The sequence below is a fragment of the Roseococcus sp. genome, assembly GCF_965227005.1.
GTDB lineage: Bacteria > Pseudomonadota > Alphaproteobacteria > Acetobacterales > Acetobacteraceae > Roseococcus.
The window spans coordinates 72,916-84,643 of sequence record NZ_CBDDFJ010000035.1 but is presented as its reverse complement, the minus strand read 5'-3'; the positions used below and the strand labels follow the sequence as shown (position 1 = coordinate 84,643).

At 69.0% G+C, this 11,728-nt stretch carries 15 protein-coding genes and 1 tRNA gene; 13 read left to right on the top strand and 3 right to left on the bottom strand.

All coding sequences use genetic code 11. The features are described 5' to 3' along the window. The 3 genes from ACO057_RS17415 to ACO057_RS17405 all read left to right on the top strand — a co-directional run. Positions 1-1,051: DUF6716 putative glycosyltransferase (locus tag ACO057_RS17415; RefSeq protein ID WP_421993875.1), on the top strand; the 1,051-nt coding region annotated here is incomplete at its 5' end. Between the two features lie 105 nt (positions 1,052-1,156). Then, positions 1,157-2,329, top strand: coding sequence for a glycosyltransferase (locus ACO057_RS17410; RefSeq protein ID WP_421993874.1), 1,173 nt, complete (start codon positions 1,157-1,159; stop codon positions 2,327-2,329). Between the two features lie 101 nt (positions 2,330-2,430). Next, positions 2,431-3,393, top strand: a complete 963-nt coding sequence (locus tag ACO057_RS17405; protein ID WP_421993873.1) for an N-carbamoyl-D-amino-acid hydrolase — start codon at positions 2,431-2,433, stop codon at positions 3,391-3,393. 89 nt (positions 3,394-3,482) lie between these two features. On the opposite strand, the gene epmA is transcribed toward ACO057_RS17405, so the two are convergent. Next, positions 3,483-4,502, bottom strand: coding sequence for an EF-P lysine aminoacylase EpmA (gene epmA / locus ACO057_RS17400; protein ID WP_421993872.1), 1,020 nt, complete (start codon positions 4,500-4,502; stop codon positions 3,483-3,485). Positions 4,503-4,540: 38 nt separating this feature from the next. Between epmA and ACO057_RS17395 the strand changes: the two genes are divergently transcribed. Both ACO057_RS17395 and ACO057_RS17390 read left to right on the top strand, forming a co-directional pair. Then, on the top strand, positions 4,541-5,506 hold the full coding sequence (locus tag ACO057_RS17395; protein ID WP_421993871.1) for a lysine-2,3-aminomutase-like protein: 966 nt from the start codon (positions 4,541-4,543) through the stop codon (positions 5,504-5,506). 45 nt (positions 5,507-5,551) lie between these two features. Further along, a tRNA-Lys gene (locus ACO057_RS17390) sits at positions 5,552-5,627 on the top strand. Positions 5,628-5,704: 77 nt separating this feature from the next. Here ACO057_RS17390 and ACO057_RS17385 read toward each other — a convergent pair. Then, positions 5,705-6,202: a hypothetical protein gene (locus ACO057_RS17385; RefSeq protein WP_421993870.1), complete on the bottom strand. Its 498-nt coding sequence runs from the start codon at positions 6,200-6,202 to the stop codon at positions 5,705-5,707. A 108-nt stretch (positions 6,203-6,310) separates the two neighbouring features. On the opposite strand from ACO057_RS17385, the gene ACO057_RS17380 reads away from it, so the two are divergent. The 6 genes from ACO057_RS17380 to ACO057_RS17355 are packed head-to-tail and all read left to right on the top strand — an operon-like array spanning position 6,311 to position 10,132. Then, positions 6,311-6,670: a hypothetical protein gene (locus ACO057_RS17380; RefSeq protein WP_421993869.1), complete on the top strand. Its 360-nt coding sequence runs from the start codon at positions 6,311-6,313 to the stop codon at positions 6,668-6,670. 26 nt (positions 6,671-6,696) lie between these two features. Then, the gene (locus ACO057_RS17375; RefSeq protein ID WP_421993868.1) at positions 6,697-8,781 is read left to right on the top strand and encodes an exo-alpha-sialidase; all 2,085 of its coding nucleotides are present in this window, start codon (positions 6,697-6,699) and stop codon (positions 8,779-8,781) included. Continuing rightward, positions 8,781-9,572, top strand: coding sequence for a hypothetical protein (locus ACO057_RS17370; protein WP_421993867.1), 792 nt, complete (start codon positions 8,781-8,783; stop codon positions 9,570-9,572). Before ACO057_RS17375 ends, ACO057_RS17370 begins: the two co-directional genes overlap by 1 nt. 11 nt (positions 9,573-9,583) lie before the next feature. Next, the gene (locus ACO057_RS17365; RefSeq protein ID WP_421993866.1) at positions 9,584-9,748 is read left to right on the top strand and encodes a hypothetical protein; all 165 of its coding nucleotides are present in this window, start codon (positions 9,584-9,586) and stop codon (positions 9,746-9,748) included. Then, entirely contained in the window at positions 9,745-9,906 is a 162-nt protein-coding gene (locus ACO057_RS17360; protein ID WP_421993865.1) for a hypothetical protein, read from the top strand. Before ACO057_RS17365 ends, ACO057_RS17360 begins: the two co-directional genes overlap by 4 nt. Positions 9,907-9,937: 31 nt before the next feature. After that, the gene (locus tag ACO057_RS17355; protein ID WP_421993864.1) at positions 9,938-10,132 is read left to right on the top strand and encodes a hypothetical protein; all 195 of its coding nucleotides are present in this window, start codon (positions 9,938-9,940) and stop codon (positions 10,130-10,132) included. Between the two features lie 218 nt (positions 10,133-10,350). Here ACO057_RS17355 and ACO057_RS17350 read toward each other — a convergent pair whose 3' ends face one another. After that, positions 10,351-10,536 carry a hypothetical protein gene (locus ACO057_RS17350; protein ID WP_421993863.1) on the bottom strand — a complete coding sequence of 62 codons (186 nt, stop codon included), beginning with the start codon at positions 10,534-10,536 and terminating at the stop codon, positions 10,351-10,353. A 134-nt stretch (positions 10,537-10,670) separates the two neighbouring features. Between ACO057_RS17350 and ACO057_RS17345 the strand changes: the two genes are divergently transcribed. After that, positions 10,671-11,318: a structural protein gene (locus tag ACO057_RS17345; RefSeq protein WP_421993862.1), complete on the top strand. Its 648-nt coding sequence runs from the start codon at positions 10,671-10,673 to the stop codon at positions 11,316-11,318. After that, on the top strand, positions 11,315-11,575 hold the full coding sequence (locus ACO057_RS17340) for a hypothetical protein (protein WP_421993861.1): 261 nt from the start codon (positions 11,315-11,317) through the stop codon (positions 11,573-11,575). The genes ACO057_RS17345 and ACO057_RS17340 overlap by 4 nt, the downstream gene beginning before the upstream one ends. The last annotated feature ends 153 nt before the right edge of the window (positions 11,576-11,728 follow it).

The following is an 11,728-nucleotide window of genomic DNA, read 5'->3' as shown; positions in this document are numbered from 1 at the left end:
ATTCGCGGACTGGCCCGCCTTCATCGCCGGCTACCTCGCCCGGCACGCCATCACCGACCTCGTCCTGCTCGGCGAGCAGCGGCCCTATCACCGCCCGGCCATCGCCGCCGCCCGCCCGCTGGGCATCGCGGTCACGGTCACGGATTTCGGCTATCTCCGGCCCGACTGGCTGGCCATCGAGCGCGACGGCATGAACGGCGAGAGCCGGTTCCCGCGCGATCCGGCGGAGATCCTGCGACTCGCGGCGAAGCTGCCGCCGCTGGACATGCGGGTGCTCCATGCGGATAGCTTTCCCCGGCGCGCGCTGTGGGACATGGCCTATCACCTGTCCAACCTGCTGCCCTGGCCCTTCCCGCATTACCGCAGGGCGACGCTGCACCATCCGCTGCTGGTCTATCCCGGCCTGGCCTGGCGCCTGCTCCGCCAGCGGGGCGCGGCCCGGCGGTCCGAGGCGGATTTCGCCGCCGCCCTGGCGCGCGGGCCGGTCTTCCTCTTCGCGATGCAGATGGAGAGCGATTATTCCATCCGCGCCTATTCGCCCTATCCCGACATGGACACGCCCATCGACGAGGTACTGCGCGCCTTCGCGGCCCATGCGCCGGCCGAGGCGCAGCTCGCCATCAAGCTCCATCCGCTCGATCCGGGACTGAAGAACTGGCCCAGGAGGGTGCGCCGCATGGCGGAGGCCGCCGGGGTCGGGGATCGCGTCGTCTTCCTCGCCGCAGGGGCGCTGGAGCCGATGCTGCGCGCCGCGCGGGGGCTGGTGACGGTCAACAGCACCGCCGCGCTCCAGGCCCTGGCCCTGGGACGGCCGGTGCTGGCGCTGGGCCAGGCCATCTACCGCATCCCCCGCCTCGCCTTCGACGGTCCGGCCGAGGCCTTCTGGCGAGAGGCCCCTCCCCCGGATTCGGGCCTGACCGAGGCCTTCCTCCGGCTGATGGCCGCGGCCCTGCATGTCCGCGGCACCTATTACGCCCGGCCAGGGCTCGACGCCGCGGTCGCCGCCACGATCCATCGCCTGCATGGGGATCTCGTGAACGAGCCGTTGTGAACGGCTGATTGACAGCGCGGCGGCAGCCCAGGAGAACCGTGGCTCTTCCCGCTTTCGTTGCGTTCGTGGCCCGGCGCCGCGGTCGACGCCCTTAAAGGTCTGCGATTGCACGTCATTCTTGACCTCTCCCGGCTGCTGGCCGCCGGCTGGCGCGGCATCGCCGCCGGGATCGACCGGGTCGAGCTGGCCTATGCGCGCCATTTCGCCCCGCAGGGCTGCACCTTCACCGGCCAGAGCCCCTGGGGCTTCTACGGCGAGCTCCCGCGCGAGCTCGCTCTGAGCCTGATCGGCGCGCTGCTGAAGAATGCGCCGGGCGAGGCCAAGGTCTTCGCCGGCGCCGCATATACCGCCCTGGCGGGCTCGGTGGGCCGCGCGAAGCTGACCCGCAGGATCGCCGCCACGCCGGGCTGCGTCTTCCTCGTGGTCTCCCATGCCGGGCTGCACCAGGCCGCACCCATCGCCGCGCTGAAGGCGCAGGGCGCGCGCTTCCTGCCCCTGCTGCACGACCTCATCCCCATCACCCATCCGGAATTCACCACCCGCAAGCAGATCGAGCGTCATCCCAAGCGAATCGAGACCATTCTCGCTTTGGCCGATGGCCTGCTCATCAGCTCGCGGGCGACGGGCGCGGCGCTGGCGGCCCTGCATCCCGGCCGCAAGCTGCCGCCGATGCACCTGGCCCGCTTCGGCACCGACATCGCCAGGATCGACACGCCCCCGCCGCCGAGCCCGGATTCGAGGCCCTATTTCGTCACGCTCGGCACCATCGAGCCGCGCAAGAACCACCTCCTGCTGCTCAACCTCTGGCGGGCGATGCCGCCCGGCCCCCGGCTGGTCATCATCGGCCGGCGCGGCTGGGAAGCCGAAGCCGCCTGCCGCCTGCTCGATCGCCGCAAGGGTTTCGACGGCCATGTCGAGGAAGCCGGCCGCCTGGACGACGCGCGCACGGCCGCCCTGCTGCGCGGCGCCCGCGCCTTGCTCTTCCCGACCTTCGTGGAGGGCTACGGCATCCCCCTGGCCGAGGCGCTGACCATGGGCGTGCCGGCCATCTGCTCCGACATCCCCTCCCTCCGCGAGCTGGGCGACGGCGTGCCGGATTTCCTGGAGCCGCTGGACGGTCCGGGATGGCGGGACGCGATCCTCGACCATGCGCGTCCGGACAGCCCCCGGCGCGCGGCCCAGCTGGCGCGGATGCCGGGATGGCACGCGCCCAGCTGGAGCGAGCATTTCGCGATCGTCGAGGGCGTCGTGGCCGGTATCGCCGCCCAGAGGGCGTAGCGCGGCCGGACCATCGGGAGCCCCAACTTCCTCCCGACTGGCAGCTTGCCCCGGCGCCGCTCCCCCGCGATCCTGCGCCATCACATTCCGGAGCCTGATCCTTGCCGCGTCTCGTCACCCTCGCCGCCGCCCAGCTCGGCCCCATCCAGAAAGCCGAAGGGCGCGACGTCGCCGTCGGCCGCATGGTCCGCCTCATGGAGCGCGCCCATCAGCGCGGCGTGGAGGTCGTCGTCTTCCCCGAGCTCGCGCTGACGACCTTCTTCCCCCGCTGGTACGAGGAGGATATCTCCAAGGCCGACAACTGGTACGAGCACGCCATGCCGTCCAACGAGACGGCGCCGCTCTTCGAGGCCGCGAAGAAATACGGCATCGGCTTCCACCTGGGCTATGCTGAGAAGACGCCCGACGGCCACCGCTACAACACCGCGATCTACGTCCATCCCTCGGGCGAGATCGTGCTGAAGTACCGCAAGATCCACCTGCCCGGGCACAAGGAATACGACCCGATCCGCAAGGTGCAGCATCTCGAGAAGCGCTATTTCGAGGTGGGCGATCTCGGCTTCCCGGTCATCCGCACGCCGCTCGGCCAGCATGAGGCCAATATCGGCATGATGATCTGCAATGACCGCCGCTGGCCCGAGGCCTGGCGCGTCATGGGGCTGCAGCAGGTCGAGGTCGTGATGCTGGGCTACAACACGCCCAGCCTGAACATGGACAATCGCGGCTTCGAGGCGCACCACCTGCGCGTCGAGCACAGCCACCTCTCCATCCGTTCGGGCTGCTACCAGAATGCCTGCTTCGGCGTGGGCACGGCCAAGGGCGGCACGGAGGACGGGCACGAGCTCTTCGGCCATTCCATCATCGTGAACCCCTCGGGCGAGATCATGGCCCAGGCGACCACCTGGGGCGACGAGCTCATCACCGCCGATTGCGACCTCGATGCCTGCACGCTGGGGCGGACGACCATCTTCAACTTCGCCGCGCATCGCCGGCCGGAAGCCTATGGGCGCATCCTGGAGCAGGTGGGCAGCGAAGCGCCGCCCGTCTGGACGCCCAAGGGCTGACGCCCCAAAGGCCCGGCGCCGCAGCGCCGGGCCATCCACCTGCATTTCGCTGCCGCGCAGACCACGACGGCCCGGCGGTAGTGGGTGGATCAGGTGTAGGGAAACTCACCGAGCCAAAGCACGTCCTCGATCCGCCGCGCCCCGCTCGCCAGCATGGCCAGCCGATCGAAGCCCAGCGCGATCCCGGAGCCCGAAGGCATGCCCTGCGCCAGGGCGGCCAGGAAATCCGCATCCACCGGCCAGGAATTATCCGCCCCGTAGAGCCGCTCGCGCTCGGCCACGTCATGGGCGAAGCGGGCGGCCTGTTCCTCGGGATCGGTCAGCTCGTCGAAGGCATTGGCCAGCTCGATGCCGCCGGCGAAAAGCTCAAAGCGCAGCGCCACGCGGGGATCCGACGGGTCGCGCCGGGCCAGCGCCGCCTGGGGCGCTGGCCAATGGGTGAGGAAGCTGGCGCGCTCGCGGCCGAGCTTCGGCTCCACATGCTCCAGCAGGAGGCGGAAGAAGGCCTCCTCCCAGCTTTCGTCGTCGCGCGCGCCGAGCGCCGCGCCGTCGCCCGTGCCGTCCTCGCGGATGGAGGCGAGCACGTCGATCCCCACCCATTTGCGGAAGGCCTCGGCGACGGTGATCCGCTCGAAAGCCAGAGCGAGGTCGGTCGTCACCTCCTCATGCGCCACCAGGCGCGGGCAGAGCTGGCGAACCAGCGCCTCCGCTTCGTCCATGAGCCCGTCCAGCCCGAGACCCGGGCGGTACCATTCCAGCATGGTGAATTCGGGGGCGTGACGGCTGCCGATCTCGCCGTTGCGCCAGACCCGCGCCAATTCGAAGACCGGCCCCGCCCCGCCCACCAGCAGCCGCTTCAGCGCCAGCTCCGGGGAGGTGCGCAGCCAGAGCCTGCGCCGCTCTCCCTGGCCCAGATGAGGGTCGAACTCGGCCGAGAAGCCGCGCAGATGGACCTCCATCCCGGGCGCGGGCACGAGGCAGGGCGTCTCCACCTCGCGGTATCCCCTGGCGGTGAACCAGCCCCGCGTTTCGGCGGTAAGTCGCGACCGCGCGTCCAGGAAAGGCAGGCGCGCGGCGAGGCGCGCGGGGGTCCAGGGCGGGTTCGGCATTGCATCCGAAGGTTTAACAGGGCAGAGCCTGCCCCGCCATGCAACGCACCCTCCGCTCCGCCGGGGACCTGGCCGGGGCCGGCCTCATCCCACGCGAATCCGTGCCGGCGATCGACGAGGTCGCCCAGCGCTACTCCATCTCGGTCACGCCCCTCGTCGCCCGGCTCATCGCCGAGCACGGCGCCCCGCTCGCGCGCCAGTACCTCCCCGAGGCGGAGGAGCTGACCACCGCGCCCCATGAACTCGACGATCCCACGGCGGATGCGCCCTTCACCCCGCTGAAGGGCGTGGTGCATCGCTATCCCGACCGCGCGCTGCTCAAGCCGCTGCTGGCCTGCCCGGTCTATTGCCGCTTCTGCTTCCGGCGCGAGGCGGTGGGCCCCGATGGCGGCCTGCTCTCCGAGGCCGAGCTGGAGGCCGCGCTGGACTGGTTCGCCCGCACGCCCCAGCTGCGCGAGGCGATCCTGACGGGCGGGGACCCGCTGATGCTCTCGCCCCGGCGCCTGGCGCATATCCTGACGCGGCTGGCGGCCCTGCCGCATCTGGAGGTGCTGCGCATCCACAGCCGCGTGCCCGTGGCCGATCCCGCCCGGATCGACGCGGCGATGCTGCAGGCCCTGACCCTGGAGCGGCCGCTCTACCTCTGCGTCCACGCGAATCACGCCAGCGAGTTCTCGGACGAATCCGCTGTTGCCCTGCGGGCACTGCATGGCGCGGGCGTGGTGCTGCTCGGACAGTCGGTTTTGCTGCGCGGCGTGAACGACAGCGAATCCGCTCTGACGGATTTGTTCCGGGCGATGCTGCGAAACCGGGTGAAGCCCTATTATCTGCATCAGCTCGACCCCGCCCCCGGCACGGCGCGGTTCCACGTGCCCGTCGAGGAAGGATTGGCGCTTCTCCGCGGGATGCGCGGCCGCGTGACGGGCCTCGCCTGGCCGACCTATGTCCAGGAACGCCCCGCCGGGGGAGGAAAATTTCCGCTCGGCATGGAAGCTATGCGCTGAGGGGCTGGACAACGGCCGGAAGACAGTTAAAAGCCCTTTCACGGCGGGCGTTTAGCTCAGTTGGTAGAGCAGCTGACTCTTAATCAGCGGGTCGTAGGTTCGAGCCCTACAACGCCCACCATTCCGCCTGATATTTCAATAAGTTAGCGTACCGGGTCAGGTTGCGTTATGGAACTGTTCCATAACTCGTTCCAAAACTCAGGTGGCCTTTCGCGCCTTCGGTGAGGGCAGCGTTACGACGTTGCTGACCGCCGGGCCGGCCTTCTCCCATTTCTCCACGCCGCCCAGCGCCACCTCGCCCCGCCGCGGCAGATAGGTGTCCAGGATGGTCTGCACCTGATCGATGCTGTGGCCAGATAGAGCCGCGATCTGCGGCGTCGTCGCTTCCGCAAGGGCGAGCTGGATGATGCCGGTGCGGCGAACGTCGCGCCGCTGCAACTCGCCCAGCGTCATGCTCCTGATCGCTGTCTTCGCCAGATCCCGTTCTGCCCGATTCGCCTGCGAAGGCAGACCACCTCGCGCGCGCAGCTCGCGGCGAATAATCATCAGGTTCGCGCGGCGGGCGATGTCGTCCCACCGGCGGGCGAAGTTTCGATAGGTCCAAGCCCCTCCCCTCGGTGCCGGTAGCAGCAGCCCGACCTTGGGCGCCAGCTTGAGTTCCGCCCATAGACGCGCGTGGCACGGCACGTCGACCAACTCGTCGGTCTTAGCCTGGCGTAGGCGGATCCAGCCCCGGCCCGCGGCGTCCAGGGCAACGACAAGGGCGCGACCAAGCCCGACAGCGCGCGCGACCAGGGCGGGGATGTGCTGAAGGGAGCCGAGGCGCTGGAGAAGGGCTCCGTCACCTCCTTCGCCTCCAGCATCGGCGGTGGCGTCACGGGAGCGGTGGCAGCCGTCCGACAGGTCCAGAGCACCGTGTCGGGTTACGCCGCTCAGGCCACCGGCCTGGTCCGGAGCGCCGTGAACGCCATCGGCGCTGTCTCGAGGGTCGTGCCAGGCCTCGACCGGGTCATGGGCCGCTTCACCGGCGGCCTCACCGATCCGCTGCGCGCGTCCAGCCGGATGCTCTCGACCGTCAGCGGATCACTCGCCCGGCTGAGCCAAGCCAAGGCGGCGGTCGGAAGCCTGGCCGCTCGGGCCATTTCACTTGCGGGGCGGCTATGACGGCGGCGGAAGACCTCGGGCGGAGCATGATGGATTTGGCCGAGGGTGTCAGGGCCGTCGCGACCGACCCGTCGGAAGCCATCTCCATGCTCTGCACGCTGGCCGCCTTCTCGCCGGGCCTGAGCTTCGCCGCGGACGCTATCGGGTTGGCGCAGGCCAAGGCTCAGGAGGCCGTGGCCGCTCTGGGCCGGCGTGCCGCGCTGGTGTCTCTGGCACGAGCCACGTCTGACAACCTCCGCGAGGTCTATGGGCCAGGCGAATCCTCGGTCGCTGTTGCTGCGCGTGCGGAGCGTGAGCGTGCGGGCCAGGAGGCGGACCGCGCCGAGGGGGCCGCAGAACAGACCGATGGCAACGCGCAGGCAGTAGAGCAGGCGCGAGCGCAGGTGGACGCTGATGCGCAGGCCGTTGTGGCTGCCCGAGCCGATGTGCAGGCGAAGCAATCCCTTGTCGCGCAGGATAGGGCGGCAACTGACGCCGACCGCGCTGCAACGGGCCAGGACCGCGCAGACACGATTGAGCAAGCGGCGCTTGCATTGGGTCGCGCAAGCGCTGCCGCCGGCTCGGCTGGCGCTGCGGATACGGCCCGGCAGGGCGCCGAGAGCGCGGCCGCCACCGCCACAGCGCGGGCAAACGAGGCTGGCATCGCCGCCGCGCAGGCGGTAGGCGCCTCGCAGCTTTACCCAAGCACCACGGCCGGCCTCGCGGCCGTGGCCGAGAACGCCTATTTCTCGGTGCCCGGCAGCGGCAACGACTTCGCCATCCTCTATCGCAAGCTGTCCGGCGCGGCGGTTGAGGTCGCGCGCTATCCCTCCAAATCCGCCCTCGACACGGCCGTCGCGGCGATCGCCACGGTGCCCGATGATGTCGCCGGCCGGCAGAAGAAACTGACCTTCGCGCCGCCGTTCGGCGGCTCCGATGTCATCGGTCCCCTCTCGTCCAACGGTGTCGCGGTCTACGGCGCCGACGCGGCGGATGAGGGCCGTTTCATTGCCATCGGCATCCGCGCCACGACCGCCGAGGGAACCCCGCGTTGCCCGGACTTCCTCGCGAACGGCGCGCGGCATTACTGGGTCACGCCCGACAACCGCTACGGCGTCGGGGAGAACGGCGAGCACGCACCGGCCTGGATCAGGCTGAGCTACACCGACCTCGATGCGGCCGGCGCGCCGACGACGTGGACCCGCGTGCTCTACGTCCGGCCAGCGACCTACCCGAGCACGACCGGCAGCGCGATGCTCGACCCGCATCTGTTGTCGATCAAATCCCCGACCGGCGCCGACTGGCTCCTGATCACATGCCCCTCTGCCTCGGGCGTGCGCGCGGCCTGGGGCTTCGTGCTGCGCAATCCCCTGACGGGCGGTGAGGGGACCTGGGACGTGGGGCCGATGTGCTACCTGGGCGTGGGTTTCGTGGGCAAGCCCCGGTTCCACGGCGGCGAAGTGCGGATGACCATCAACCAGCCGGTCCCCACCGACCGCGACCCGGTGTCCTACGAGAAATCATCCTACGGGCGGCTCGTCTTCGACGCGGCCGGCACGATCATTTTTCAGGAGATCGGCATCATACCTTCGATGCCGAACCGTACGCAGAACCAGTACCAGGAAACGTCGATCCTTCCGTTCGACCACAACTCGGTCCTGGCCATTTTCCGCACGTTGGAGATCCGCCAGCACTACTGCGTCAGCCGCGATGGCGGGCGAACTTGGACCCAGCCGCTGCCCGTGCCGGGCTATCCGTCCGTCAACTCGCGCACCGACCTGGCGCGCAGCCCCTCGGGCCGGGCGGTCTGGGCGTTCAACGACAGCGCCGATCGGCGCGAGCGCATCGCCCTGGCTCTGAGCGAGACGGATATGGATCCGGCAAGTCCCTGGCAGCTCTACGCTCTGCTCGACCCACGATCTTCGCCAGCCGTCTCCTACACCGCGCTGGACTTCGGCCAGGACGCCGACGGCCGGTACAATGGGCTGATCTACTGCTGCTGGGATCGCGGGCGCGGCAAGGCCCAGGACGGCGACGGCCATTGGGTCAATGACCTCATTATCGGGCGCGTGAGCGAGGCGAGCATCGTCGCCGGCGCGCCCGATACCACCCTGTTCGCGGAGGGCCTGTGATGCCTGGCTTTACCCTTGTCGATCGTATTTTCCCGGCCGGTGCGGCCCCGCCAGCCTTCGTTCCGGACGCGACGCTCATCAACATCCTGAACATCCCGAGCCTCGTCAGCTACATCCGACCTTCGATCACCCCAGCGTATGTGACGGGCGACACGGCGGCGGGCTTCCGCCTGCGTGAACTTGCATTCGGGATCGAGGGCGTGGCGGCCCTGAGCAACCGCCCGGTCTCGTCCCTGATCAACGGCCGGCCGGCTCTGTCTTTTGGCTGCGACGGCACGGGCGTCACCTCGGGCACCAACGGCTCCGTCCTTATGGCCGACACGCCCCTGCTGGATTCCTCCGAGCGGACAATCGCCTTTGTGGCTGAGCTGCTGCCCAGCGCGGCGGGGGTCATCCTCGGCAACGCCATCACGACCAACTATTGGTCGCTATCTGTGGACAGCAGCGGGAGGCTGTCCGTGATTCCGCAGAACAGCAGCGGCTTCATCATCCGGTCCCCCGCCGGCTATCGCGGCCAGCGCATCGTCGTGGTGTCGAGCTATCGCGCGTCGGACGGCGCGGCCACGCTGCGGATCAACGGGTCGGTGGTCGGTACGGCCACCTCAGCCACGGCGATCCTCAACTCGCGACTGCGCATGGGCGGCGCCGGGCTGCCGGGCTCCACCACGGGCACGGGCATCGACATCCGGATCGGCGACCTCGCCTTGTTCAACAAGGATCTGACCGTCGCCTCGCGCGCGGTGCAGCTCGCCACGGTGGAGAACTATCTGCGCCTTCAGGCGGGCGTGTGATGGAGGGCGACATGCAGATCATGACCGATGCGCACGGCCGCGAGGTCCGCGTCTGGGAGGACGGCATCCACCGGTATTTCGAGCTGGTTGTCGGGGATTACGCGGTCCGGACGCGGATTGGCGCGTCGGTCGCCCAGGGCCTGGCGCTCATTGGCAGCCACGAGGTTGAGGCATGACGCGCGCTGCCGAGCTCGCCAAGCGGGCCGTCGATAACATCTGGCTGACCCTGGCGCAGCGGGTGGTCACGCTATTCCTGGTGCCGCTCATCGGCGCGGCCTTCGATCTGACGCCCGAGCAGATCGATGCCGGCTGGGTCGAGGCGGCGGCCCTATGACAGTGACGCGCGCCGCCGAGCAGGTGCTGCGATGAGCGAGGACGATGCTCGCCTCCGCGCTGTGGAGATGAAGCAGGCCGTGCATGAGGCGCAGTGCCTCGAGCGGCAGAAGCAGATCAACTTCAAGCTCAACCTGATCATCGCCGGGCTTGGGCTTCTTCAGTTTGCGTCCATGACAGGCAACTCCGCCCTGGACATGATCCGACGCTGGCTCGGCGCAACCTGACGGCCAATACCTGCCGCGATCTGCGCCGGCACTGCGCGGGCTGACCTATCGCCCCGAGCGACCACCAATGATCGCGTATGTAAGGACGGCGGCCCCGACTGCTGCAATGACGATGGCGATAATCAGCATGGTTGGCCTCCCATTGCTGAATCTAAGGCGCGAGGCTTGGCTCTAGAAAGTCGGGAAAGGTCTGAAAGTTCCTAACCCACCAAATTGAGTCAATGCGTCGTCAGCAGGAATATCGACAGCCCTCCCGCAAGGCCGACGGCGGCCAGTACGGCAAGAGTCGTCGAGAAGGCGCGCATTGAACAATCCTTACTGGCGCGTGCCCACCACGATGATTTGTTCGTGATTGTGTAGGTCAGGTCAGCGAAGTCGGTAGCGGCAATGGTCAGCATCGACATGTCTCCCGCTTGTTAAAGCACTAACGCGCCAGCCACCGGTTTCGGTGGTTCGCAACGGTCGGGAATTTTCTCGACTGTCTTCACCCCGTCGCCGGGCAGGCGGCATCCCAACATCACAGAGAGAGGAGACGGCCATGGCCGACCCCACGCGTTCGCGCGGCTATCGGAATCGCAACCCCGGCAATATCGACTGGTCGTCGGCCAACAACTGGCAGGGCCAGACGGGTATCGAGCCGGCGCCAGTCGGCGGGCGCGCGCGGTTCGCCGTGTTCCAGAGCCACGAATATGGCATCCGGGCACTGGCGATGCTGCTGACCACCTACCAGGACCGGCATGGGCTGCGGACGATCCGGGCGATCATCTCGCGCTGGGCACCGTCGAACGAGAACCACACGGACGCCTATGCCGGTCGCGTGGCGAAGCTCACGGGCTTCGATCCCGACCTGACGGCGCTGGACCTGCACAATTACGCCCACCTGCGGCCGCTGGTGGAGGCGATCATCACCGTCGAGCTCGACGGTCAGCCCTATGCGTCCAGCATTCTCGACGAGGGCCTGCGCCTGGCCGGCGTCCCCCGTCCGGTCGAGACGGTGGCTCAAGCCGCGGCGACCCAGACGGGCCAGGGGGCGCTGACGGTGGCGGGCATCGGCGCTGCGGCAGCAGCGGTCGCTCCCGCGCTGCAGGCGATCGGCAGCGCGCCACAGTGGACGGGCGTCGCGGTGGTTGTCGCGGGGCTGGTGCTCGCACTGGTGCTTGTGCTGCGCAGCCGGCGCGACGCGTGACCGCCCTCCTTGCGCTCCCCGTCGTCCGCAACGCGCTCCTGGCCCTGGCTGCGCTGGCTCTCGTCCTGGCCGGGCTGGTGTGGCTCCGTCGCGACGCCGCCGGCGACGCCCGCAACCAGGTCGCGGTCGAGGCCGCGCAAACTCAGGAAAGGATCAGGACCGATGCGGACATTGCTGCCCGTGCTGCTGAGCGCGACGGTGCTGCTGGCCGGCTGCGCACCGGCAATTTCTTCGCGACCGTGCCCAAAGATCACTGAGTTCCCGGCCGAGGTGCAGCGCCAGGCGGCCGACGAGATCAAGGGGCGGCCGGCGATCTCGCGGATGATGGACGCGATGGCGGGGGATAGGGCGTTCAACCGGGCAGTGTGCCAATTGACCTCCACGGCTGGTTTTGTGGGGTCTGGGTCGCC

Bases quoted from the DNA above. Each gene is read 5' to 3' on its own strand.
- ACO057_RS17350 (WP_421993863.1), bottom strand. From the start codon at position 10,536: ATGTCGATGCTGACCATTGCCGCTACCGACTTCGCTGACCTGACCTAC.
- epmA (WP_421993872.1), bottom strand. From the start codon at position 4,502: ATGCCGAACCCGCCCTGGACCCCCGCGCGCCTCGCCGCGCGCCTGCCT.
- ACO057_RS17375 (WP_421993868.1), top strand. From the start codon at position 6,697: ATGATGGATTTGGCCGAGGGTGTCAGGGCCGTCGCGACCGACCCGTCG.
- ACO057_RS17360 (WP_421993865.1), top strand. From the start codon at position 9,745: ATGACGCGCGCTGCCGAGCTCGCCAAGCGGGCCGTCGATAACATCTGG.
- ACO057_RS17370 (WP_421993867.1), top strand. From the start codon at position 8,781: ATGCCTGGCTTTACCCTTGTCGATCGTATTTTCCCGGCCGGTGCGGCC.
- ACO057_RS17355 (WP_421993864.1), top strand. From the start codon at position 9,938: ATGAGCGAGGACGATGCTCGCCTCCGCGCTGTGGAGATGAAGCAGGCC.
- ACO057_RS17365 (WP_421993866.1), top strand. From the start codon at position 9,584: ATGCAGATCATGACCGATGCGCACGGCCGCGAGGTCCGCGTCTGGGAG.
- ACO057_RS17395 (WP_421993871.1), top strand. From the start codon at position 4,541: ATGCAACGCACCCTCCGCTCCGCCGGGGACCTGGCCGGGGCCGGCCTC.
- ACO057_RS17345 (WP_421993862.1), top strand. From the start codon at position 10,671: ATGGCCGACCCCACGCGTTCGCGCGGCTATCGGAATCGCAACCCCGGC.